The following is a 23,917-nucleotide window of genomic DNA, read 5'->3' as shown; positions in this document are numbered from 1 at the left end:
GCTCAGCCCTGCTCAGTGTCGGCTGGTCAGCCAGGTTGCCGCGGCGAAGCGCAACGGCGCCTCGCGCGCGCCGAACCGAGACACTCGAACAGGGATGAGTGCCGCCGGGGTCATGAACCTCCGCCTCGCGCGGGACGCGCCATCGAGGTCGTCGTCCGCCACAGCGGGATCGAGGATGCCTCGCACAAGTTCCCGGTCGGCGCGCGAGAGAACGTCCAGCGCCGACGAAGCGAACCGCACCAGCTCTCCCCCTGCATCCGCGAGTGCGACCCGATCCCCCGCATTCCAGCTCGCGGCGCGGTAGTGAACAGCCCCAAAAACCGGAAGACGCCAGAGCTTCACGGCGATCGCCTCCCGGCTGCGCTCCGGCAACGCCATCACCCAGTCATCAGAGATAAGCCGTCGCACAGCCTCGAGATCCTCCGCGACCGGCCGCCGGGTGAACGTGACGCGTTCGGCATCATCGTGCACGAAGTACTCGGCTCCGTCGCGAACCCTCGCAATGGATGCACCGGAGAACCAGAGCCGAGTAGAGAAGTCGAGATCTTCGCCACTGGCGAGACCGGGCGTCATCCGTAATCCCCCGAAGCGCTCCCGGGCGACGAGGCCGAGGGGCGCAGTGCGGTACGCGAGTCGATCGCGTATCGGATCCAGAGCACCCGTGCGCCAGGGACGAGTCGGCGGGGTCGGCATCCGCGCACCTCCGGCGTACCGCACAACCGGGATCACCACTTCCGCCGAGTATTCATGAGCTACGCGAAGCCACGTGTCCACGGCACCGGGCGCAAGCTCGTCATCCGAGCCCATGATGGACACGAACGGCGCTTCGGCGAGCTCGAGACCTCGGTTGAACGGCCCCGATGGACTTCGGATCCCGTCATCGAGCGGCACGAGGACCACCCGCGGATCCGCGGCAAAGTCCCCCAGCCGCTCCGCAATGCTCCGCACGGGAGTGTTGTGGCAGACCACGATCACCCGTGCGATTGCGGACGAGCTGAGTACCGATCCCACTGCGCGAGCAATCTCGCGGTTCGGGTCGTGGACCGCGATGACAAGGTCGACCTCGGGTGAAGACAGATGCACCCCTCGACGCTACCAGCGTAGGTCCAGGGCTCCTCCTCTAGAATCAGTGCACGTGAAGGTCATCAGCGTCGTGGGCGCGCGCCCCCAGTTCGTCAAACTTGCTCCGATCGCAAAGGCTGCCGCCGCCGCCGGCGTTGATCATGTGATCGTCCACACCGGTCAGCACTACGATCCGATGCTCTCGGACGTGTTCTTCGAAGACCTCGGCATCCCCGCACCGAATGTGCACCTGGGCGTCGGATCCGGCAGCCACGGCGTGCAGACCGGTGCCATGCTGGGCGCCCTCGACGCCGTCTTCGAGGAGTATTCCCCTGACTGGGTACTCGTCTACGGGGACACGAACTCCACCCTTGCCGCCGCCGTGAGCGCCGCCAAGCTGCACTACCCTCTCGCGCATCTCGAGGCTGGTTTGCGCTCGTTCAACCGCCGCATGCCCGAGGAGCACAACAGGGTGCTCACAGATCATTCGGCCGACCTGTGTCTGGCACCGACCGAGGTCGCGATGGGCCACCTTTCCAACGAGGGGCTCGCTGGGCGCTCAATACTCGTCGGCGACGTCATGACCGACGTGCTGTTCCAGGTGCGCGATACGGTCGCCGAGACCCCCTCTGTGCTCGTGGAGGAACTGGGGCTGGCTCCGGGTGAGTTCTACATCGCAACGATCCACCGCGCGGAGAACACAGACGATCCAGCCCGCCTCACCGAGATCGCGCAGGCCCTCGGCTCTCTGAAGCATCCAGTGATCCTGCTGGCGCACCCGCGCGTGGTCGCGAAGGCTGCCGCGCACGGCATCGAGCTGACCCAGGGGTCGCTAATCGCGCACGCCCCACTCGCTTATCCCGAGCTGATCTCGGCGGTGCTCGCGAGCCGGGGCGTCGTCACCGACTCGGGCGGGTTGCAGAAAGAGGCGTTCCTACTCCGTGTTCCGTGCACGACCGTTCGCCCCGAAACCGAATGGGTGGAGACCATCGACCTCGGCTGGAACGTGCTCGCGAACACGGCTGAGGAGATCGCGACCGCCGTCACTCGTCCAGCGCCGCAGCCGACCAGCGCAGCGCCCTATGGCGATGGTCACGCAGCCGAGCGCGTCATCGCCGAGTTGCAGAACGCCGTCCGCTGAGCGATCAGCGCACCGCGATCCCATCAATCGCGGTGCGCCAGCCGATCACCTGTCCTTCTGCGGACAGCTCACGGGCGGCCGCACCCGAAGCCGATTTGTACTGCGCCACGTGGGCTGCGTCCAGTCTCTCGATTTCCCGCGTGAGCGCCTCCGTTGTGAAGTCAGAAGCAACGGCACCCAACCCGCGTTCATGCACCACGCGCGCCATCTCTGGTGACGGTCCGATGATCAGTCCGAGCCGCGCCTGGACGTAGTCGAAGAACTTGTTCGGCAGCGCCCACCGGTTATTGAAGTTCACGGGCGGCAGCACATGCACACCCACGTCATAGCCGCTGAGCGTCTCGTTGAGGTCGTCGTAGGGAACGGGCTCATGCACGGTGATCCGCGAGTTCTGGCGCGCCCTGAGCGCATCCAGGTATGCGGGATCGTTCGGGGTCAGATACAGGTCGAGTGTGCAGCCACCCGATGCGGCATCCACGGCGTCGACGATCATCATGATGTTGCGATCGTGAAGCGCGGCACCGCTGTGGACCAGCCGGATCGGCTCGTGTACGGGCTGCGGACTCCGTTCAACGAACGGCGCCGCGTTTGTCACGACAGCAGCCTCGAACCCGAACCTGCGCCGGTACTCCCGCGCGATGCCATGCCCGACTGTCGTGGTGCTCTTCGCGCGGCTCACAAAACTCCGACACATCCAGCGCATGAACGGAGCAACGAACACCCGCCAGCGCAGCAGATCCTCCTTCTGTCGCGGCGAGTACTCGTGTAGGTCGGCATGTACGCCGCCGGATGGTATCGCCAGCGCGAGGCCGACTGCATCGACGTCATCCGCCAGCACCGCATCGAACTCCTGCCCAGCCAACAGATTCTTAGCTGCGACGATGGCTGGGTTCTGCCAGTACGCACGCCGATAGCGACGCAAGGCGACGAGCAGGCGATCGTAACGCCAGATGGCCAGCTCGTCCGGGATCGCAAGATGCTCGACCACGCCCAGTGGCGCCGGTCCGTACCCGCAGGTGGTCACCGCATAATCGTCGGAGAAGAGCCGCACCTGCTTGAGCACCCGCGCGTCCGACGCGATCGGTGAGAACGACAGGATCAGAAGCCGTCGTCGGTTATCCGCATTCGTCATCGGTCTGCCTCCCCCGCCATCAACCGGTCCACGCACTCCGCCCAGATATCGACCTGCGTTTCCGCAGACAGCGCCCTGGCACCCGCATCCGAGCGTTGCTTCCACTCCACAACGGTCTCCACGTCAATGTCGATGAGAACGTCGCGCAGCGCAGGGGCGCTGAAGTCTTCAGCGACTGCGCCGATACCGTTCGCGTTGACGACAGCGGCCATCTCGGCCGAAGGTCCGACGATTACGCCGAGGCGAGCCTGCACATAGTCGAAAATTTTGTTCGGCAGCGCCCACTGATTGTTGAAGTTGACCGGAGGAAGCAGGTGGACGCCGACATCGTAGCCATTCAGCGTCTGCACGAGCTCCTGATACCGCACAGGTTCGCGCACCTCCACCCAAGCCGACTGCGCAGCGCGCCGACGCAGCTCCTCGAGATGTCCGGGATCATTCGGCGTGAGGTAGAGATCCAAGGTGGCGGCGCCGCCGGCGGCATCGACGCCATCAACCAGCGCCATCAGATTGCGATTCTTGAGGCAAGCACCGCTGTGCACGAGCTTGATCGGCGTGTCGACCTGTTGCGGAACGAGTGCAGCGTAGGGCGCGGCGTTAGTCACGATCACAGGTTCGAAGCCAAACTCCCGAGCGTACTCACGAGCGAGCCCTGTGCTGACAGTCGACCAGGACGACGCCTTGGCGACATAGCGTCGGCACAGCCAGTCATAATACGGCTTGATCCGCTTCAGCCAGACCGGTATCTCCTCATGCAAACGAGGTGAGTACTCGTGGAGATCGGCGTGCACGCCCAAACGCGGACGAACCCTCAGGGCGACCGGAACGGCCTCGACGTCGTTGGCGATGACCACATCGACGTCCAATCCCGCAAGTGCAGAACGCGCCCACCGCACGGCGGACAGTCGCCAATACGCTCGCGAGTACCAGCGAAGGGTGATCAGCCTGCCGTTGAGATCGTTTATCCGCTCCTCATCCGGGATTCGTATATGGCGGGCCACCCCATCGGGAGTCGCGCCGTACCCGCAGGTGATCACCTCATAGCGGTCCGCGAACTCGGCGACTTGCTTGAGTACCCGTGCATCGCCCGCGATCGGTGAGAACGAGAGGATCAGCAAGCGCTGGCGGGCAGGCGTATTTTCAGTCACGGGTGAGTCCGTTTCGGTGAGTGGGCGTCCGGATTTCGCAAGACGTACTCACGGCCAACTCCGGTAGCGCAGGAAGCGGCGGAAAGAGCTCTCACGATCCACAACGGCGAATGGGTTGCGCGGGATCAACCGGGCAATGCGACCGGCGGAGGTGTGCGCCGTCGCCGCTGCGAGGGCCGCTGCGGAATTGAGCGGCGTTGTCGCCAGCCCGTCGAGGACATCTCGGTCCGCACGAGAGAATGGACGCGACGAACGCGGCGCGATTCTCAGTGCGGTGCGCACGACCTCCGCATATGCATGGAGGTCGTCCGTCGTGAGTGTGTTGCTGGCTGCCCGTCGCAGCACGGGACCGAGCACATGGATACGCAGCACTTTGATCATCAGACTCCTGCGTACCGACGCGGAAGCCGTGGTGAGCCATTCCCTGGTCAAGAGCAACCGCAACGCCGTAAGCTCCACGCGGGCGCCACGCGGCGCCGCGGTGACGCGTGTCTCGGCATCCGCTCCAATCACGTATGCCGGGTCGGAAGGATGGAAATCAATGCGCGCACCCGAGTACCAAAGCTTCGCGGAGAACTCGATATCCTCGCCCGCCGGCACATCCGCAGTGAGTTCGAGATCAAGTTCGTCGAGGATGCCGCGCCGCAGGTACGCAAGCGGCGCTGTGCGGTATGCGAGTCGATCTCGAACCCCATCGAGCGAGCGGACGTGTCCTCGTCGGGTGAGCGGATTTCGGAGTATCTCGCCTGACTGGTGCTGGAGCGGGAGCACGAGCGCATCAGGAGCATCAGCGCCAAGGTGGGCGACCGCGGTCGCGACCGCTCCCGGCTGGACGAAGTCGTCGGATCCCATGATCGTGACATAGTCCGCTGTCGCTGCGCGAAGACCGCGCGTGAACGGTCCGGTTGGCGACCGTACACCGTCGGAGAATTCGATCCATTCGACCGGAGACGCCGCGAACATGGCTCGTGCGTCGGCGAATGCCGAAATGGACAGGCCATGGCAGACGACGATGACGCGAACACCGTCGACGCCGTCGTGCAGTACGGATTGCACGGCACGAATAAGCGGTCTGGACGGATCGTGTACGGCGATCACGACGTCCACCGTTGGCACGCTGGGCATGAAGTGAATTCTCCCAGGCCCATGCCTCGCGTCCAAACCGCCGCTGGGAGAACTGTCGCGCGCGGTTGTTCTGCCGGATGCCACTCAGCCGACCCCGAGGAAGCCGCTGAGCGCCGCTGCTGAGCGTCGGCCGTCATGCACGGCGCGCACGTATGCGGGCCCGAGTTCGGCACTGCGTCGTGCGTTGTCAGGATCAGCGATGAGATCGCGCACCACCTGCTCGATATCGGCGCCCGTCGACTGCACGATCGGAAGCTCCAGCCCGGTGCGCGCAAGCACCGAACGGCGAACGGCGCGATCGACATGACCCACGACAACACGGCCGGCCGCCATCGCCTCGCAGGCGGCGACGCCGTAGTCACCGATTCGGAACTGATCGAGCACGATGTCAGCACGCCGGTAGATGCCCGGCATCTCCGCGGCCGGGATACCAGTGACTCGAAGGTACTCGATGACACCCTCCGCCTCGAGTCGGCTCAGCGCTGGATCGACGAGGTCAGAACCTTTGATGCGCCCACTGCTCGGCGCGTGCGCTACCACAGGGAGCCCCTGCTGAAGCGGGGCCGCGCCCCCGGACCACGCATCCGGGGTGACGACCACGGGCAGCCAGTGCGCGGTCGGCAAATCTTCGAGCAGACCGAGTGTCGAGACGAAGACGGGCAGATCAAGGCGCTCGAGCAGCGCGATATTCTCGGTTGCTTGCTTCTCGAAGATCGGCACCTGGTCCCACTCCGAGTCGGCGAACGGCGAATCGGAGTGCGCCGCTGCATGGCGGCTCGGCAATCGCACCTCGCTGCCGTGCGCGATCATCGCGACCTTGATGCCACGATCGATGAGCTCGCGCACCTGTGATTCGACGGTCTGATCGTAGACCCGGCCGAACAGATTGCGCCCGGCCTCGACGAGAACATGGCTGAAACCACTCGACACCGCGTCATGTTGACGGCGCTGCCAGCTCCGCGAGAGCACGTAGGCGGGTGCGGGAACTGTCTGGTCGACCGGGAATCCGAACTCGGTCCCTATTCGGTAGGCCATGCTCACTGCCCCGACGCCCGACAGACGTTCAGCTGCGCGCGCCCACTGCCATCCCTGCCCCGCGAAGTTGACCGGACCGATGAACAGTCGTACGGACGTGTTTGGCGGGTGCGCGATCGGAGTCTCACCGGGGTCGTATCGCAGCTTTCTCGGCAGGACTCGGACAAGCAGACCCTCCGGCACGAACCGGGTTGCTCGCCCGGCAACCGCCGCGAGTCCGGAGGGCAACATACCCGCGCCCTACTTGACCAGGCCGGCCAACGCCGCCTGTGTCGCGAAATCGGGGACCTCGGCGACAACCTGGTCGAACGTGCCGCGCGCGACGATCGTGCCCTCGCGCATGAAGACGACCTGATCACTGTCGCGAATAGTCGAGAGCCGGTGAGCAACAGAGACGATCGTCACCTGTCCGCGCAGGTTGCGGATAGCGAAGGCGACGTCGGACTCGGTCTTGGTGTCGAGGGCGCTGGTAGCCTCGTCCATCACGAGCACGAGCGGATCACCGTACAAAGCGCGTGCGATGCCGAGCCGTTGCCGTTGTCCGCCTGAGAGCGCCATGCCGCGGTCTCCGATGCGCGAATCGATGCCGCCAGGGCGCTGTGAGATCGTGTCCCACAGTTGCGCACGCTCGAGGGCTTCGCGCACCTTTTCACGGTCGACATCGTCGGCCCAGGTAAGCGCCACGTTCTGTGCCACAGTGCCGTCGAACAAGGACACATCCTGTGGGACATAGCCGACCCGCGAGCGCCAGTCCATGAGGACCTCCTCGAGGTCTACGCCGTCTAGACGAATGCTGCCCTCGGAGGGAACCAGCAGCCCGAGGATGAGATCGACCAGCGTCGTCTTCCCGGCGCCTGACGAACCCGCGATCCCGAGCGTCGTTCCCATGGGAAGTACGAGATCGATCTTCTCGAGCGCCGGGTTCTCACGCTGCGGGTAAGTAAAGCGCACGTCTTGGAGCACGAGTTCACGCGGCTCCCCTTCGATGGGGCGCCTGCCGACGGTGTCTGCGTAGTGGACGTACTCAACGGATTTCTCGATGTCGCGAATCACATCGTTCACAATCGGAACGTTGGCGTGCGTCTGGGTCATCACGGATTGGAAGCCAGTGAGCGACGGCACGAGCCGGTAGCCGGCGACTCCGAAGAGCGCCACAGACGAGAATGCGGCTGCCATGTTGCCACCGCTGGTGAGGTACGCGGCACCGCCGACCAGCAGGAAGCCTCCGACGAGCGCGGCGTCGAATACGAACTTGGGCAGCTGCCCGAGAAAGCTGAGGTTGGAGCGAGCGCGTGTCGTGTGGATGCGGTTGTCATGCACGGCCGCCGCCACGGTCGGTGCGCTGTTTCGAAGGGTGATCTCCTTGAGCGCGTTGACCATGTCAGTCATGAGCCCCGCAACCTTGAACGAGTAGGTGCGGTTGACCCGCCCCGCCTCGATTGATTTGCGTGCAACGAGGAAATACAGGATGCACGCGATGAGACCGAGATAAACGAGCGTGATTGCGGCGGTCACTGGCTGCGCGATGACGAGCACGGCCACCACAGCGATAAGCGTTGTGATCATGGTGGGAAGTGAGAGCACTGGCAACATGAATCCGCCAACGACGCTCGCGATGCCGACATCGGCGAGCCTGATCAGCTGCGACGTATTACGGCGCAGCCGCTCGGTCCAGGGCGCCTTGATGTAGGCGGCGAACAACCGATCGCCGATCTCGAGCTCGTACGACGCGAACCGCCGAGTGGCCACCCACTGAAGCCAAACAGCGATGACGGATTTGAGGATGATGAGCCCGCACACCACGAGCAGCACCCAGATGAAGGCGCTGGGGTCGATGGTGCCGATCACCGGAAGCTGGATCGGCTGGTTGCTCACCATTCCGGAGAGCGAGACCGCGAGGAGCATGAGAGCAGCGATGTCAAGCCCCGCGAGTGCGCTGGAGAACACCACATAGATCCACAGGAACGCACGTGCCTTAGCGGGCAGCAGCGGAAGGATCCGCCGGAATGTCTGCAGGTTTGCCTTCACTGTCGCTTCTTTCTCATGGATGATCGCAATGCACAGCGGCATCTACTGCCCTGGCGTAGACGGCACGGCACCGGGTCAGCGTGCGATCAAAATCCAATCCTCGCATAGCCCCGCCCAGGACTGGCTGAAGATGCTTGCCGGCGGTCATCCGAGCAGGAATCCGCGAAGAGTCTCGGCAGACACACGACCGTCGTGCACCTTTCGGGCGAAGTCAGCGCCAGCGGCAGCGACCGACCGGTAGTACTCACGGCGTTCGAGCATGTCGAGCACCACGGACTCCAAAGTCTTCGGCGTTGCCTGAACGACGGGCAACTCGACCCCGTGACGATCCACGACATGCTCGCGCACCTGGTCGTGCACGTGGCCGATGACCACTCGGCCCGATGCCATCGCCTCGACGGCAGCCACCGAATAGGTTCCGATGCGGAACTGCTCCAGAACGATATCGGCGTCTCCAATCAGAGCCGGCATATCGCTGGAGGCTACCCCCGTGAACTCTCGATATTCGATAAGACCGCGGTCAGCGAGCGAGCGCATCAGGGGTCGGATCAGGTCAGTCCCCTTGACAACAGCCCTGCTCGGAGCGTGCACCACCACTGGTACCTCGCGTTCGAGTGGCACGGTGTCGCTGCGCCAACGCTCCGTGTCGACTGCCAGAGGCAGCACCGTTGCCGTTGGCCAGTCGCCGAGCAGGTCCGGCGTAGATACGAATACCGGGACGCCCAGACGTCTCAGCACCTCATGCTTCTGCTCGGCGCGCTCCTGCAGCTTCGGCGTCGAAGCCCAGACCCCGTCGTGGAAGGGCGACCACTCATCGATAGCCGCATGCCGGTCGGGCAGGCGGATGTCACTTCCGTGGGCCACCACCGCGACGCTGACCCCGGCATCGTGCAGCGCTGCGACTTCGCGCTCGACGTCACCGTCGAACCTCGATGTGAACAACGGCCATACCGACTCCATCATCACGTGCGTGAATGATCGCGAAACGGCGCGGAAGTGCGCGCGCTGCCAGGCTTCCGACCGAACGAATACTGTCGTCGGCACTTCGTAGTCAACATCGAATCCGAAGCCGGTCTCCGAACGATGCTGCATGTCGACGGCACCAACGCCGGGTAGCCGCTCCGCGGCGCGAGCCCACGCGTACCCTTGGCCCGCCGAGTTCACTGGAGCCACGTACAAGCGCACCGGTGTCTCCGGGGCAACCGGAGGCTTTGGTCGATCGCCAGGAGCGAAGCCATACTTCCGCGGATTCACACGCAGCTGGATGCCTTCAGGCAGAGCGCCAAGAGCACGCCAAGCCGCCCGGCGAAGCGCACTCGGCTCCGCACTCACGATGTCCTCACGTTTCGCGTGTCCGCTGACAAGACCCGCCGGTGAAGTGCGACAAGCCGAGCGGATTCTTGCTGCCAAGTGAGGTCGCGAGCAGCATCAAGCGCTGCCGCGCGATGCCGGTCGGCCGAGGTCGCCACGTCCAGGAGCGCGGCAGCGAGCGCTTCCGGGGATGCATCCGGAGCGATGACGCCACCGAGGTCGTATTCGTTCACCAGCGCCGCGGCATCGCGGGTGTTTGAGACGAGTATCGGTATCCCTGCATGAATCGACTCGAACAGTTTGTTCGGCAGCGAATACTCGTACGACAACACGGTCGGCTGAGTCAGTGCTATCGATACATCGGCGTCGGCGAGAGCCTGAGAAACCTCGGATTGCGCAACGGCTCCGACGAAGTGGACTCGCCCGTGCCCTCCCGCCCGATCCACGAGGCTGCGCAGTCCTGCTACGTAGACCTCGGAGCCTTCACCGAGCAGCACAAAGTGGACGTCGTCGGGTAGACACTGGATGGCCTCGATCACACGCTCGATACCACGGTTGAACGTAATACCACCGCAGTACACGATGACGCGAACGTCGTGCGCCAGTCCTGCAAGCTCATGCAGGCGCCCACCTGACCGTTCGATTTTCCGGTCACCGAGCGGAGGAATGTTGCGCACGAGAATCGGGCGCTCACGCAGCGAATAACGTTGCTGCAGCCATTCGGCGATGCTCGGTGAGACGGTGATCACCCCGGCCGCTCGACGCGCACCGCGCCGTTCCATCGGGCCTTCGAGCCGTTTCGCCAACGGTCGATCGGCGCTCACGTTACGATGCGTCCACAACTCGTGCGAGTCATAGACGAACGGAATCTGGAGCGAGCGTGCCGCGCGGGTGGCGATGGGGAGTGTGTTCGCGTCGTGTACATGCACGAGGTCAGGTTTCCAGGCACGCACAGCGCGGCCCGCGCTGTGCCAGAAGGAGAACTGGCGCACGGTGCGATCGGCGCGGAGCCACTGCTTGACGGCCCATCCCTTGATGCCCCTCGGCGTCGCCGGCAACGCAGCAGCGGCACCTTCGGGAGCCGAGACGGGCGATACCGGAACGGGCGATACCGATGCGAAAGCACCAGATGGCTCCGATGCGTCGCCGATCGGGGCCGACCGGCGGAGTACTCGCCGCGCGACTCGGCCAGCATCGACCAGCATGTGGCCTATCGATCGAATCGGTACACGTTCGATCTCGAAGCCGTCTTCGTGGCCCGTCACACCGGTCGGGTACCGGCTCACCCGAGCACCACCGAATGCGAACACGCGCACCCGCGCCCCGGCATCCGCGGACGCCTTCGCAATCCTCATGACGCGGGCATCGCGGTGGACGTCGTTGTAGACGACGAAGGCAACCCGGGGCGCTAAGCCGTCGCGAGGCTCGTAGCGCGCCGCAGTCGTCGTCGGCTCGGAGTCAGAGCGCAACCGCATCTCCGGTACGCGCGGATTCGAGTGCGCCTTCGACGACAGCGAGCGTACGCTGGCCCTGCGCCATCGTGACGATATCGGTGTCTTTGCCGAGCACCGCATCACGGAACGCCTCGTGTTCGACCCGCAGCGGCTCGCGCTTGGCGAACGCGTACCGGGTGACGTCCCCTTCAGAGACACCACGGAAACTGGAAACGGACTCCCACTCCAGTGGGATCGTTCCGTTGGCGTAGAAGGTGAGATCCCCGGTGGAGGTGTCGGCGACGAACGCGCCCTTCTCCCCCGTGACGACGGTGAGTCGTTCCTTCATAGGGCTGAGCCAGTTGACGATGTTGTTTACGATGACACCGGATGCCGTGCGCCCGGTGATCGTGATCATGTCTTCGTGCTCGCGCCCGCTCTTGAACGCGGTCTGCGCGAAGATGCGCTCGTAGTCGCTCTGCACGACCCAGGCTGTGAGATCGACATCGTGCGACGCCAGGTCTTTGGCGACTCCGACGTCGGCAATGCGCGACGGGAACGGCCCCTGCCGACGCGTCGCTACCTGGTAAACCGCTCCGAGCTCCCCCGCCTCGATCCGGCGGCGCAGCTCCTGCAGTGCAGGGTTGAAGCGCTCGATGTGCCCGACGGCACCGACGAGGCCTGCCGCGGCGAAGGCGTCGACCATGCGCTGGCCGGCCTCGAGCGTATGGGCGATCGGCTTCTCCACGAGCGTGTGCACACCGGCAGCAGCGAGTTTCAACGCTGCATCCTCGTGGAAACGCGTCGGGACAGCCACCACGGCGATGTCAATACCGGCAGCGATCAGCGCTTCGATATCGGGCAGCACCTCCAGGTCACCGGCGACCCCGTGCGGGTCGCCGCCCGGGTCGGCGATCGCGACGAGGTCGATGCCATCAACCTCGCGCAGCACCCGAGCGTGGTGACGTCCCATCATCCCGACGCCGAGGAGACCTGCGCGCAGAGCCATCAGGCGCCCGCCTTCGCCACGGTGTTGACGGCAGCGACAATGCGCTCCAGATCGGACTGGCTGAGCGACGGATGCACCGGCAACGACGCGACCTGTCGAGCGGCCCGCTCCGTCTCGGGCAGCTCCAGGCCCGGCGCATACGGTGCCAGTGACGGTAGGCGGTGGTTGGGAATCGGGTAGTAGACACCGGCGCCGACGTTGTGCTCGCTCTTGAGCGCAGCGACGAAACCGTCGCGGTCTTCGGGGACACGGATCGTGTACTGGTGATAAACGTGCACGGCGCCGTCGACAACCCGCGGCACGACAACGCCCTGCAGGTTCGCGTCGAGGAAGGCTGCGTTCTGCTGGCGGGTCTTCGTCCACGCATTGACCTTGGTCAGTTGCACACGCCCGATTGCCGCGTGAATGTCCGTCATCCGCGCGTTGAACCCGATGATCTCGTTCTCGTACTGACGCTCCATGCCCTGGTTTCGCAGTAGACGGGCACGACGGGCGATCTCTTCATTAGCAGCGGTGATCATGCCGCCCTCACCGCTGGTCATGTTCTTCGTCGGGTACAGACTGAACATTGCGAACTTCCCGAATGAGCCCACTGGACGCCCGTCCAACGATGCGCCATGAGCTTGAGCTGCATCCTCATACAGATCAACGCCACGAGCAGCCGCGAGAACTTCCAGCTCACGCATCCGCGCCGGGTGACCATACAAATGCACCGGCATGATCCCCCGAGTCTTCGGCGTAATGGCCGCAGCCACAGCTTCAGGGTCGAGGGAGAACGTCTCCGGTTCAATGTCGACGAACACGGGGGTGGCGCCGGTCAGCGCTACCGAGTTCCCCGTCGCCGCGAACGTGAACGAGGGAACAATGACCTCATCGCCGGCGCCGACGCCAGCGGCCAGCAGACCGAGGTGCAGCCCGGCTGTGCCGGAGTTCACGGCGACCGATACCCGCCCGGGTACGAAGTGTTCCGAGAACTCCTGCTCGAAGGCCGCGACCTCGGGGCCCTGCGCGACCATGCCGCTGCGCATGACGCGGTCGACAGCCGCACGCTCGTCGTCGCCGATGATCGGCTTCGCCGGGGGAATGAACTCGCTCACAGGATCTCCTTGATCAAAATTCCGTCAGTCTCGATGTAGCGTGCGCCGCTGGTCGGGCACACCCACACCCCGTCTGCGTCACCGGCGGTCAATGGCACACCGGCTTCACTCACCCAACCGATGCGCCGCGCCGGAACACCGGCGACAAGAGCGAACGCTGGGACATCTTTCACCACGACCGCGCCCGCGGCGACTGTGGCCCACTCGCCGATCGTAACCGGGGCGACGCATGTCGCACGCGCACCGATCGCGGCGCCGCGGTTGATCGTCACGCCGACCGGCTCCCAGTCGTGCGCGCTCTTCTGCGAACCGTCAGCGTTGATGGCCCGCGGGTAGGTGTCGTTGGTCAGCACCACGGCCGGCCCGATGAAAACGCCGTCGCCCAGCTTCGCCGGTTCGTACACGAGCGCGTAGTTCTGAACCTTGCAGTTATCGCCCATGACCACACCGGTGCCGACGTACGCGCCGCGACCGATAATGCAGTTCTTGCCCAGCTGTGCCTGCTCGCGAACCTGCGCAAGGTGCCAGATCGAGGATCCGTCGCCAATCGATGCGTCAGGCGAGACGTCAGCGGATTCGACGATCCGCACGCGGGAAGAGTTGGTCACAGGGCGCTCCTTGTGCCGACACCGCACATCGCGGATGTTCGACGGTCACCCAGTCTATCGCTGGGTCTCTGAATCACCGCTCAGTCGGTGCGGGCTGTCGCGATCAGGGCGCTTCGCACACCGTCAGCGGCTCTCTCGCCCGCTGCTGCCAGCGAATAGTGCTGCGTGATCCATTCAGAACGCGCGTGGCGACGCTGATCGGTTCGGCCATTCTGCGCTTGCTGGTGCAGACGCGTCATCGCTGCAGCCACCTCTTGCGCTTCAAACCCAACGGCTTCGCCCAGGTCGCCGTCTCGCACGACCTGTCCGCCTGTCTCCGCCCCGGCGAAGAGCACGGGAGTTCCGCACGCTCCGGCGGCATACGTCTTGGTTGGCCGGGCGAAGTCGTAACCGATACCGGGAACGATGCTCACCAGCGCCCCGTCCGCACCGCGAATCCAGCTCGCGGACTCGGCTGGGCTGACAACGCCACCGAAGTGCACGCGCCCCGGAGCAATCTGTGCTGCCAACTCCCGCAGCTGTGCTTCAGCCGCCCCCTGGCCGAAGAAGCGGATGTCGACATCGAATTCGAGGTTCGCGAGCGCGCGAATGAAGATGTCAGGCTGCTGCCATTCCGACATCGTGCCCGTGTACACGAAGTACGGCCGCTCGGTTCGCTGCGGTTCGACAGCGGCGTTGAAGACCCGGGTGTCGATCCCATTGCCGACCTCAAGGATCCGAGACGGATCTGCGCCCAGCGCTGTCAGTCGCTCGGTCACCTCGGCGGACACCGACAGGATGCTCCGCGCGCCGCGCAGGACCCGCGTCTCCAGCCATCGCATCACGGCGATCACCGGCTTCGCGGCGCCCATCGCGATCACCCCATCGGTCCAGACATCTCCCGGGTAGTACACCAGCGGCTTGCGCTTGAACCAGCTTGCCACGAGACAGATCAGGCCTGTCGTGGGCGGCGCTTCGGCGACGATGACGTCAGCGCGGGTGGCCAGCACGCGGAAGAAGGCAGGAATGTCGAACGACATGTACTGCACGTAGCCACGGATCGCCCCCGTGCGATCACGCAGCACCGGAGCTCTGCGCACTGTCACCGGCGAGTCGTGGAGCATGCCTGAGTCAGCGATCCCGGTCGGCGGCCGGCTGGTTAACACGGTCACATCGTGATCCGAACACAGTGAGTCGGCGAGTGCGTGCATCCGGAAGCTCGCCGCCGTCACTTCCGGCAGGTAGAGCCGGGTCGTGATCGCCACTGTCGGGCGTCGTTCGCGCATGAGTCTCCAGATCTGATCGGTCGGGCTTCCGAGCAAGCATGAGGCCGACACCTGACACAATGGTTTCATGTCTTTGCGCTACCCGGCATCCTCCGCCCCGGATCCGAATGCTTGGGTCGTCATCCCGTTGTACAACGAGGCTTCTGTCGTCGGCGGTGTCATCGAGAATCTGCTCGAGCACTTCGTTCATGTCGTCTGCGTCGATGACGGTTCGACTGACGGCTCGGCCGAGGTCGCTCGGCGTGCCGGAGCGGCGGTCGTACAGCATCCGGTCAATCTCGGCCAGGGGGCCTCGCTGCAGACCGGAATCACCTACGCGCTCTCGCATCCGTCTTGCGAATACATCGTGACTTTCGACGCAGACGGCCAGCACCGCATCGAGGATGCCCTCGCGATGGTCGCGCTCGCCCGTGATGAGGACCTCGCCATCATCTTCGGGTCACGCTTCCTCGACGACCGCACCGATCCAGGACTCGTCAAGCGAATCGTGCTGAAGACCGCAGTCTGGGTGTCGAATATGACGACCAGCCTGAAGCTCACCGATGCACACAACGGACTGCGGGTCATGCGAAGCGATGCAGCGGGGCTCATCGAGTTGAAGCAGGATCGAATGGCACACGCGACTGAGATCGTGCTGGAGTTGGGGCGCACGAAGCTCCCCTGGCGCGAATATCCGGTCGAACTGCTCTACACCGACTATTCCAAAGCCAAGGGGCAGAGCGTGCTCAATGCCGTCAACATCCTCGTCGACCTGGTGGTGAAGTGATCATGTGGATCCAGATTCTGCTCATCGCGGCGATTATCGTGCTCGCCGTGTTCATGATGCGTCGCACCGGCGCAGACAGCCATCTTGCAATCCGGCGACTGTTGATGGGATTCTTCGTCCTCGGCGCAGTGCTGTCAGTACTGTTCCCGCAGTGGATCACCTGGCTCGCACAGCTGATCGGCGTCGGACGAGGCACGGACCTCGTGCTCTACAGTCTTGTCATCGTCTTTCTCGCGTTCGTCTACACGCAGTTCCGCCGCAATGCCGTGCTGCAGCGCCAGCTCACCCTGCTGGCGCGCAAGATCGCGCTGCTCGAGGCCGAAGCCGACGAGCGCAACAGCATGAAAGGTCAGTGACTGCATGCGGTGATGCGCCATAGCGACGCATCACCGACCTCGGTGATGAGTTCGAAGCCTTCCTGGCCTGCAAAACCAGTCATGCCCGGCACCTCGTAGCGACCCGCATAGGTCTCGCCGAGGCCGAAATCAAGAACGTACTCCGGGTTCGAGTACGCCGCCAGTGCCTCGCAGATCGCGGGGTCTGCGGCAACGTCACGCAGGCCTGTGGCGATTTGCTGCCACTGAGCCGTCATCGGCGGTGACCACGTACGCGGGAAGACGTCGACCCCGCTGAGGAAGTATCCGAAGGCAAGTCCCGTACTCGGGTTCCCGATCACCGTGGCATCATCATCGACGAACCGGTCAAGTGACTCCAGCAGCTTGCGTTCGTCGAAGCTGAGATAGCTCGTTGCGGATTCTCGGTAGAGCGACTCTTCCTCGAACTTGTTCATGATCACATCGGGCATCCCGACGGGACGGACCGCAACGACGACGACAGTGGCCAGGGAGAGGATCGCCAAGCTCGCAGCAATGATTGCCGTAGCCGAAGATTTCTTGTTGCGCACACGTCCGATGACTGCGCGCACGATCGCATCGAAGCCGACGGCTGCCAGCGGTATCACCGCGATGGGCGCGAGCGCCGCGATGCGGTACGGGTCGGCATACCAGGGCCCCAGAAGCCCATCCCGCACAATGGCGATTCCGAAAGTTGCTGCGAGCACGTAGAGCGCGGATAGTGCCAGCCATGCAGCAACCAGCCATCGCTGGCGTGCGCGGAGCGCCACTACCACCAGCCCGATGAGCATCAACACGCTGATCCCCCAGGCGGCAGGGATGCGCAACTGACTGTTGAAGACGATGTCGAACCAGACCTCGAATTTGCCCCGGAAAGGTGGCCAGTGCGATCCTCCTGTGCTCCGTGAGAAGGCGACCCAGACAGCGGCAAGTATCAGCCATCCTGCGATCACGGCGATCCAGCGCACAAGCATGGACCGGTTCGTTTGCGCCAACATCCACCAGCTGAACCAGATCATGCTGATCAGCCCGAAAACGAGCACTGACGAGGTCTGCGCGAACACCAGCGCGCACAGTGCGATCGCGATGAAGATGCCTGCCTGCGCGATCGAGCCAGCGGGTCTGGCTGCGCGCGACCACGATGGCAACGACACGACGACAGCGACGGATGCTGGAATGAGCGCCACTGAAAGAGCGTTGGGGTAGAGCACGCCCCATTGGACGAGCAGCAGCGGGAACAGCTGCATCGCGCTGGAGAGAACCGCAGCGTAAGCAGCGACAGTCGTAGATCCGCTGACAGTTCGGGCGAGCCACGCCATGCCCAGAGGCCACACCACAGCCGCGATCACAATAGTCACAGCGTTGACGACCACCGGGATGCCGGCGCCGGTGACGAGCGCCACCTGTGAGGCCAGCGCATGCCACGCGGCCGGATAGAAGCCCGAGGCGCCAATGAAGGCATTCAGATCAAACGCCGACGCGGAACCGGTTTCTTGGACGTACCGCAGCGCGTTCAGGTGGAACACGGCGTCGTTGGTCTGTGAGATCGCGGCCGGGTCAGAGATGTAGAACGCGATGCGGCTGAAGCTGATCAGCATGCCGATCGCCAGCCCTGTCGGAAGCATCCAGGCATGCGGTGTAGATGCCTGCGTCTGCTGACCGCGAAGCGGAAGCAGCCTTCCTACGAACCAGGCGATGGCTGTGATGAGCACGATGACGATCGCAAAACTCCACGCCGACCAGGCGATGCCCAAGAGGCTGAGCGCGATAGCCGCAAGAGAGGCGACTGCGGTCGTCATCACCGGGGCGAACGCCACCAGCGCGAGGCCCCGCATTCCCGCCGCCGCCAATGACAGCATGCCAGGCAGAAAAACGACGAGGACCGCCACCAGAATTACGGGGGCGGCGCCGAGCCACTCGAGGATCATTTGTCCACCAGTTTGATGGCGCCTTCAATCTCGCCGTCGTAGATGACCTCGCCCTTATTGATCACCACGCCTCGACCGCACAGGTCGCGCACCATCTCCATGTCGTGACTGACGACCACCAGAGTCTTGCCTCGATCGATGAGCTCTTCGAACTTCAGGCGGCATTTCTCGCGGAAGGGTGCATCGCCAACGGAGAGGATCTCATCCACGAGCAGCACATCGAGCTCGACATGGATCGCGACCGAGAAGGCCAGGCGCATGAACATACCCGAGGAGTAGTGCTTGACCTCCTGATCGATGAACTGCTCGATCTCGCTGAACGCGACGATCTCGTCATAGCGCGCCTCGATCTCATGCTTCTGCATGCCGAGGATCGCAGCGTTCAAGAACACGTTCTCGCGTCCGGAGAGCTCAGGGTGAAACCCTGCACCGACTTCGATCAGACCGGCGACGCGACCACGGGTGAGAACCTGACCGTCATCCGGCTCCATGACGCCGGAGACCAGTTTGAGGAGCGTCGATTTCCCCGAGCCGTTCAGACCCAGGATGGCCACAGACTCCCCCTGGCCGATCACCAGGTCGACGCCCTTGAGAGCTTCGAACTGGCTGGTGAGCTGGCGTCGCTTGATCCACGAGACCACCGTGTCCTTCAGCGAGAAGGCGTGGTTCAGTGTGAAGCGCTTCTTGACACCATCGATGATGATGCTGGGCTTGGTCGTCATCTGCTCGCTCATAGGTCCTGTGCAAATCTTCCTTCGAGGCGACGGAACACCAGCTGGCCGAGCAGAAGTGTTCCCAGCGCGATGAGGAACGTCCACAGGGTGTTCCAGGCCAGGCCGGGAGGCAGATCCATCATCTGGAACCCGGAGTAATCCGCTGCGGCGACGATGCCCTCGGTGGCAGGACGCCAGAAGGCGTAGTGGAACAGCTCCACACTCTGCGTGATCGGGTTCAGCATGTAGATATCCACCAGCCACGACGGCCAGTGCAGCTTGCCGACGACAGCATCCTGCACCATCGTCCAGGAGTACAACACGGGCGACGTCCAGGTGGCGAGCAGCAGCATCAGCTCGACGATGTTTTCCGCATCGCGGTAGCGGACGTTGATCGCGCCGAACAGCAGCCCGAGTCCCAGCGAGAACAGCATCACGATGATCATGGCCGCGAGCATCGCCAGGATCGCCAGCACCGAGAAGTGCATGACCCAACCCATGAGCAGGCACACGATCAGAAGGAGACCGACCTGCGGCAGGAAGTGCACGAACGAGACGATGACCGCGGAGACAGCGAACAGCTGGCGGGGCAGGAAGACCTTGCGCACCAAGGGCGCATTGCCGACGATCGACGTCGTCGCGTTCTTGAACCCCTCCGAGAACAGGTTGATCACGACGATGCCGGAGAACAGGTAGACCGCGTAGTTCGGGATGTTGCGGTCAAGGTTCATGAAGATGCCGAGGACGACCCAGAACACCAGGAACTGGGCGGCCGGTCGCACGTACGACCAGGTCCACCCCAGCACGGAGTTTCGGTAGCGTGTCGTCACACCCGTGCGCACGAGCAGGCTCAGCAAATAGCGCCAGCGCACGATATCGATCAGCCCGCGGCTCTTGCCGGGGGTTTCGAACTCGGAACGCGGGACGTCGGCGAAAAGATCTCGGGTATCAGTCACTGGCCCTGCTCACTCGGGGATGACAGCCGTCATCACAAACTCGATTAGCTTACGCCACGATGCCGTGACGACGCCGACAGCGAACTGTCAACGCAATCACCCCATCGAACGGATGCCGTTCCACCCATTGCCGATCTGGGCGCTGGACAACCAGCCGCCGGAACCGTTTCCTCGGTAGAGATAGAGCAGACCGTCCTTCGTGCGCGCCAGCACATCAACCTTGCCGTCTCCATCGAAGTCACCAGGGCTGAAGATGCCAGTCATGTTGCTCCAGCCATGACCGATCTGCCGGGCAGCGCCCCACCCGCCAGCGCCGTTGGTGGGATAGATCCACAGCGTGCCGTCTGTTGCACGCGCGATGACATCGCCATTGCCGTCGCCGTTGAAGTCCCCGGCGTAGAAGCCCCCATTGATCTTCGACCAATCGTGGCCGATTTTGGTCGAACCACCGATCCAGCCACCACTTCCATTGCCCCGGTACAGCAGTAGATCGCCGTTCTTCGCCTTCGCGAGGACGTCGGGATGGTGATCCCCGTCATAATCGATCCCGGCGGCGATGATCGTCATGGATGACCACCCCTGGCCGATCACGATCGACTGTTGGAAGGTGCCTCCCCATTTTCCGCGTAGCAGTCGGAAGTTCCCGCTTCCGTCGACGCGGGCAAGATCGACGATGCCATCGCCGTTGAAGTCTCCGACCGGGAACATCCGGTCTTCTGCCTTCCACCCACCAGTTCCAAGTACTTTCTTGGCGCCCCAGCCGCCTCGACCGGTGCCGGGGTACAGAAGAAGCTGGCTCGCTCCTGACACGGCGATGACGTCGTTGCCTCCCGCGCCGTCGAGGTTGCCGACTCCGCTGGGAAGAACGCGCTCGGATTTCACCGCGCTGCCGCCTGGTGCGATGGCGAGCGAGCCCCACCCGTTTCCGACCTTGGAGGATGCGCCCAGCTTGCCACCGCCAGCGCCCCGGTAGAGCAGGCTGTCGCCGTTGGCTGCGATGCCGATCAGATCGCCCTTGCCATCGCCAGTGAAATCGCCGATGTTGATGATGTCGCCGAAGGATCCCCAGCCGTGGCCGATCTGGAAGCTGCCGCTCCATCCACCCGAGCCGTTGCCCAGGTACAGCCATAGCCGGCCGTTCTTGTCGCGTGCGACGAGATCAACTTTGCCGTCACCCGACAGATCAGCGCCGCCGCTGATCATGTTCATCGCGCCCCAGCCGCGGCCGACCTTGATCGGAGCGTGGAATGATCCGAAGCCGTTCCCGCGCCAGAGCAAGAGATCGTGCGCAGAGTTCGTGGTGAAGAAGTCGGGAACGCCATCGCCGTCGAAATCGCCGGCGCCGGTCGTGAGACGCGCACCGTTTCCGACGCCGGAGAGAGAAACCGGCTTGCCGTAAGTGGTCGATCCGTTTCCGTAGAGCACGGAGAACTGTCCGGACTTGGTCACAGCAAGCAGGTCGCGATGACCATCGCCATCGAGGTCAGCGATGCCGATGAGCTTCTTGATGCCGTTCAGACCGGTCGCGATCTGCGTCTTCGCACCCCATTTACCCTTTGCGTAGGGGTATGCCCATGCCGTGCCGTTTGACCCGAGCGCGATCGCCAACGGGTTCGTATCCATCGACGTGACCTTGGTCGCCGGATTCGGCTTCGGGGTTTCCGGCTTCGGAGTCGGTTTCGGCTTGGGCTTCGTGATGGTCTGCGTCGAGCCGAACCAGTCGGTGAAAAAGTTGTAGAAGTTGCGGTTGCCGTAGCTCGAGCACGAGTCACCGGTGCCGCGTCCGGCCTTCAAAGCCGCGGCGTTGGGCTGGTAGGGCGTGTAGTAGTACAGCGCAGCGGTCGCCTTGTTGGCGATATAGACCGGCGACGTTCCGCAGGCGCGATTCGGGTGGTACTGGATGTTCCAGGTCTTGCCCGGCGCATACCACTGGAACCACTTGCCCTCCATGTAGATCTGCATCTGGCGGGCCGCGCCGTAGATCTGGTGGAAGAAGCCGACAAAGTTCGGATCGCAAGGCGCGGTGTCCGGGCATCCCTGTCCGAGCGCCATGTCATAGCGCCACTGGCTGGGCCAGGTGTGGGTGATCAGCCCCTGCTCCTTCTGGAGCATCACGATCAGCACATGCGGATTGATGTTGCAGCTCTGCGAGACGCGGTAGATGATGCGGGCCGCACTCTCGTTGTTCTGCCCCTTGTAGCCCTTGCAGTACGCGTCAGCAGGACGCGTCACCGAGTTGATCTTGAAGTCCTTCAGGCAGGTGTACCCGGAGCGGCAGTTCGCCACTTTGCCTTTGAAGAAGCTCTGGATCTGCGCCTCGGTCATCGTGTTCTTGTTCGTGAACACGGCATCGCTGATGAGGTTGCCCGGCGTGAACCCGTCGAGGGTCGTTTTGACGACCCGGAGCTGGGTCGCGTCGACCGACGTGCGGGAGAGACTGGTCGGCGTGCTCTGTGAAGCGGATGCTGTCGCAACCGACACCGGCGCCACAGTGCCGACCACGACGGCGGTGACAGCGACGAGGACGGTGAGGAAGCGGGTGATCCGGAGCACGTTTCGAGAGCGAAGGGCGCGTCGAGACATGTGACCAGTGTGACGGAAGTTATGAGATTATCCGCGTCCGACACGACGAATGCGCGCAGACCCCGGCATGTCGCCCAAATTCGACGTCACAGGTCAGCGTGCAGCGACCATACGCGCTCGGCCGAACTCGCCCAGGAGAAGGCCCGTGCCCTATCCCCCGCCAGCACCCCGAGGCGCTTCGCGCCGGCGCCGACAGCATCCATCACGGCCTCGGTCACATCCGTCGCCGCGACCAACGCGCCACCCTCAGAAATCGCGTCGCGGTGCACCTCAGTGTCGACCGCGACGATCGGCACGCTCATCGCCATCGCTTCCATCGCACGCCAGGGCCATGCCGAAAGCGTGCTCGCGGCAACGAATGCGGATGCCCCGCCCAGCACGACCGCACGGTCTTGCCGCGAAAGCACACCGCGCACGTGCGCACGCTGCTCCGGAAGACCGGCCGCTGAAGCATGCTCGACCAGACGCGGTTCCGAACCCTCCGGCGCGTCAAGAACCACGGCATGCAGATCAGCGGCGGCAGCGGCACGGAACCCGTGCTCGAGTTCCTCGGCTGTGCCGGTGAGGACGACATACTTCTCGGGCAGCAACAGTTCTTTGCGTCGCGCGGCAACGTCGCGCACGGCAGCAAAATTTTCCGGCGGCGCGCCCGCGATCACTCGAACGCGGTCCCCGAGCTTCGCCAGAGCGCCGATCCGGTCGACCATCGCATGTGAGGGCACAACAACCACATCGGCGTGCCTGACTGCTCGACGAAGCATCCCGCGTTGCCACGCCACGGCCGTCTTGGACATGGTCTGCGGAGCTTCCCAGGCGTTCAGATCCCAGACAGTCACCGCGGTCTGATCGTGGTTGTGTAGGCGGTCATGCTTGATCAGCGGTGCCATCAGCGTCGGGGCATGAATGAGACCGCCGCCGACGCCCGGAGCGATTCCCAGTTGCCAGGATCCGGCAAGCTCACGACGAGCCAGCGGCAGTGCCCGTACCCCGGCGAGTCCTGCGATCTCGATTGTTCCGCCAGCGGGGACGATCGCTTCCACAGTGCATCCGGCGGGAGCTGTGGCGATGAGCCCCACGGCGAGATCGCGGGCGGCTCCGGCCTGATCAGAATCGACGACCTGCGCAATCTGGTCGAGAACGAGGCGCAACTGGGCTCCCATATCCAAAGAGTAACGGTGGCGCATGAGAAAACCCGCCACCGACGCCGGTCGTGCTTGAATGCTC

At 64.0% G+C, this 23,917-nt stretch carries 20 protein-coding genes; 3 read left to right on the top strand and 17 right to left on the bottom strand.

Annotated features, from left to right (window positions below; genetic code table 11):
- Positions 1-12: 12 nt before the first annotated feature.
- Positions 13-1,083, bottom strand: coding sequence for a glycosyltransferase (locus ACW5CM_RS04145; RefSeq protein ID WP_457124257.1), 1,071 nt, complete (start codon positions 1,081-1,083; stop codon positions 13-15).
- Between the two features lie 52 nt (positions 1,084-1,135).
- Between ACW5CM_RS04145 and wecB the strand changes: the two genes are divergently transcribed.
- Positions 1,136-2,203, top strand: coding sequence for a non-hydrolyzing UDP-N-acetylglucosamine 2-epimerase (gene wecB / locus ACW5CM_RS04140; protein WP_438253502.1), 1,068 nt, complete (start codon positions 1,136-1,138; stop codon positions 2,201-2,203).
- A 4-nt stretch (positions 2,204-2,207) separates the two neighbouring features.
- On the opposite strand, the gene ACW5CM_RS04135 is transcribed toward wecB, so the two are convergent.
- The 11 genes from ACW5CM_RS04135 to ACW5CM_RS04085 all read right to left on the bottom strand — a co-directional run bounded on the left by ACW5CM_RS04135 (position 2,208) and on the right by ACW5CM_RS04085 (position 15,394).
- Positions 2,208-3,335: a glycosyltransferase family protein gene (locus ACW5CM_RS04135; RefSeq protein WP_438253501.1), complete on the bottom strand. Its 1,128-nt coding sequence runs from the start codon at positions 3,333-3,335 to the stop codon at positions 2,208-2,210.
- Entirely contained in the window at positions 3,332-4,483 is a 1,152-nt protein-coding gene (locus ACW5CM_RS04130) for a glycosyltransferase (RefSeq protein ID WP_438253500.1), read from the bottom strand. The genes ACW5CM_RS04135 and ACW5CM_RS04130 overlap by 4 nt, the downstream gene beginning before the upstream one ends.
- Before the next feature lie 48 nt (positions 4,484-4,531).
- Positions 4,532-5,608, bottom strand: a complete 1,077-nt coding sequence (locus ACW5CM_RS04125; RefSeq protein ID WP_457124256.1) for a glycosyltransferase — start codon at positions 5,606-5,608, stop codon at positions 4,532-4,534.
- An 84-nt stretch (positions 5,609-5,692) separates the two neighbouring features.
- Entirely contained in the window at positions 5,693-6,874 is a 1,182-nt protein-coding gene (locus tag ACW5CM_RS04120; protein ID WP_438253498.1) for a glycosyltransferase family protein, read from the bottom strand.
- A 9-nt stretch (positions 6,875-6,883) separates the two neighbouring features.
- On the bottom strand, positions 6,884-8,671 hold the full coding sequence (locus tag ACW5CM_RS04115) for an ABC transporter ATP-binding protein (RefSeq protein WP_439254880.1): 1,788 nt from the start codon (positions 8,669-8,671) through the stop codon (positions 6,884-6,886).
- A gap of 144 nt (positions 8,672-8,815) precedes the next feature.
- Entirely contained in the window at positions 8,816-9,856 is a 1,041-nt protein-coding gene (locus ACW5CM_RS04110) for a glycosyltransferase (RefSeq protein WP_457124255.1), read from the bottom strand.
- A gap of 143 nt (positions 9,857-9,999) precedes the next feature.
- On the bottom strand, positions 10,000-11,451 hold the full coding sequence (locus ACW5CM_RS04105) for a glycosyltransferase (RefSeq protein WP_457124254.1): 1,452 nt from the start codon (positions 11,449-11,451) through the stop codon (positions 10,000-10,002).
- Positions 11,441-12,427 carry a Gfo/Idh/MocA family oxidoreductase gene (locus ACW5CM_RS04100; protein WP_457124358.1) on the bottom strand — a complete coding sequence of 329 codons (987 nt, stop codon included), beginning with the start codon at positions 12,425-12,427 and terminating at the stop codon, positions 11,441-11,443. Before ACW5CM_RS04100 ends, ACW5CM_RS04105 begins: the two co-directional genes overlap by 11 nt.
- On the bottom strand, positions 12,424-13,521 hold the full coding sequence (locus ACW5CM_RS04095; protein WP_457124253.1) for a DegT/DnrJ/EryC1/StrS family aminotransferase: 1,098 nt from the start codon (positions 13,519-13,521) through the stop codon (positions 12,424-12,426). Before ACW5CM_RS04095 ends, ACW5CM_RS04100 begins: the two co-directional genes overlap by 4 nt.
- Complete coding sequence (locus ACW5CM_RS04090) at positions 13,518-14,129, bottom strand: acyltransferase (RefSeq protein WP_438253493.1); 612 nt, start codon at positions 14,127-14,129, stop codon at positions 13,518-13,520. The genes ACW5CM_RS04095 and ACW5CM_RS04090 overlap by 4 nt, the downstream gene beginning before the upstream one ends.
- A gap of 80 nt (positions 14,130-14,209) precedes the next feature.
- Entirely contained in the window at positions 14,210-15,394 is a 1,185-nt protein-coding gene (locus ACW5CM_RS04085; protein ID WP_457124252.1) for a glycosyltransferase family 4 protein, read from the bottom strand.
- Positions 15,395-15,461: 67 nt separating this feature from the next.
- Here ACW5CM_RS04085 and ACW5CM_RS04080 point away from each other — a divergent pair, with 67 nt between their 5' ends.
- Together ACW5CM_RS04080 and ACW5CM_RS04075 are read left to right on the top strand one after the other, a co-directional pair.
- Positions 15,462-16,160, top strand: coding sequence for a glycosyltransferase family 2 protein (locus tag ACW5CM_RS04080; protein ID WP_457124251.1), 699 nt, complete (start codon positions 15,462-15,464; stop codon positions 16,158-16,160).
- A 2-nt stretch (positions 16,161-16,162) separates the two neighbouring features.
- Positions 16,163-16,516, top strand: coding sequence for a DUF2304 domain-containing protein (locus ACW5CM_RS04075; protein ID WP_438253490.1), 354 nt, complete (start codon positions 16,163-16,165; stop codon positions 16,514-16,516).
- On the opposite strand, the gene ACW5CM_RS04070 is transcribed toward ACW5CM_RS04075, so the two are convergent.
- The 5 genes from ACW5CM_RS04070 to ACW5CM_RS04050 form a co-directional block, all read right to left on the bottom strand.
- The gene (locus ACW5CM_RS04070) at positions 16,510-18,441 is read right to left on the bottom strand and encodes a DUF6541 family protein (RefSeq protein ID WP_457124250.1); all 1,932 of its coding nucleotides are present in this window, start codon (positions 18,439-18,441) and stop codon (positions 16,510-16,512) included. The two genes, ACW5CM_RS04075 and ACW5CM_RS04070, sit on opposite strands and share 7 nt — an antisense overlap.
- Positions 18,438-19,163: an ABC transporter ATP-binding protein gene (locus tag ACW5CM_RS04065; protein WP_457124249.1), complete on the bottom strand. Its 726-nt coding sequence runs from the start codon at positions 19,161-19,163 to the stop codon at positions 18,438-18,440. The genes ACW5CM_RS04070 and ACW5CM_RS04065 overlap by 4 nt, the downstream gene beginning before the upstream one ends.
- Positions 19,164-19,171: 8 nt before the next feature.
- Complete coding sequence (locus ACW5CM_RS04060; protein WP_439254886.1) at positions 19,172-20,110, bottom strand: ABC transporter permease; 939 nt, start codon at positions 20,108-20,110, stop codon at positions 19,172-19,174.
- Positions 20,111-20,206: 96 nt separating this feature from the next.
- Positions 20,207-22,693, bottom strand: coding sequence for an FG-GAP repeat domain-containing protein (locus ACW5CM_RS04055; protein WP_457124248.1), 2,487 nt, complete (start codon positions 22,691-22,693; stop codon positions 20,207-20,209).
- Between the two features lie 86 nt (positions 22,694-22,779).
- Positions 22,780-23,853, bottom strand: coding sequence for a glycosyltransferase (locus ACW5CM_RS04050; RefSeq protein ID WP_457124247.1), 1,074 nt, complete (start codon positions 23,851-23,853; stop codon positions 22,780-22,782).
- Between the last annotated feature and the right edge of the window lie 64 nt (positions 23,854-23,917).

Source organism: Microbacterium wangyouchuni, from assembly GCF_054072595.1.
This window is presented reverse-complemented; position numbering and strand designations above follow the sequence as displayed.

Coding starts and splice junctions, on each gene's coding strand:
- ACW5CM_RS04080 (WP_457124251.1), top strand. CDS start 15,462: ATGTCTTTGCGCTACCCGGCATCCTCCGCCCCGGATCCGAATGCTTGG.
- ACW5CM_RS04085 (WP_457124252.1), bottom strand. CDS start 15,394: ATGCGCGAACGACGCCCGACAGTGGCGATCACGACCCGGCTCTACCTG.
- ACW5CM_RS04125 (WP_457124256.1), bottom strand. CDS start 5,608: ATGCCCAGCGTGCCAACGGTGGACGTCGTGATCGCCGTACACGATCCG.
- ACW5CM_RS04120 (WP_438253498.1), bottom strand. CDS start 6,874: ATGTTGCCCTCCGGACTCGCGGCGGTTGCCGGGCGAGCAACCCGGTTC.
- ACW5CM_RS04135 (WP_438253501.1), bottom strand. CDS start 3,335: ATGACGAATGCGGATAACCGACGACGGCTTCTGATCCTGTCGTTCTCA.
- ACW5CM_RS04070 (WP_457124250.1), bottom strand. CDS start 18,441: ATGATCCTCGAGTGGCTCGGCGCCGCCCCCGTAATTCTGGTGGCGGTC.
- ACW5CM_RS04050 (WP_457124247.1), bottom strand. CDS start 23,853: ATGGGAGCCCAGTTGCGCCTCGTTCTCGACCAGATTGCGCAGGTCGTC.
- ACW5CM_RS04065 (WP_457124249.1), bottom strand. CDS start 19,163: ATGACGACCAAGCCCAGCATCATCATCGATGGTGTCAAGAAGCGCTTC.
- ACW5CM_RS04055 (WP_457124248.1), bottom strand. CDS start 22,693: ATGTCTCGACGCGCCCTTCGCTCTCGAAACGTGCTCCGGATCACCCGC.
- ACW5CM_RS04075 (WP_438253490.1), top strand. CDS start 16,163: ATGTGGATCCAGATTCTGCTCATCGCGGCGATTATCGTGCTCGCCGTG.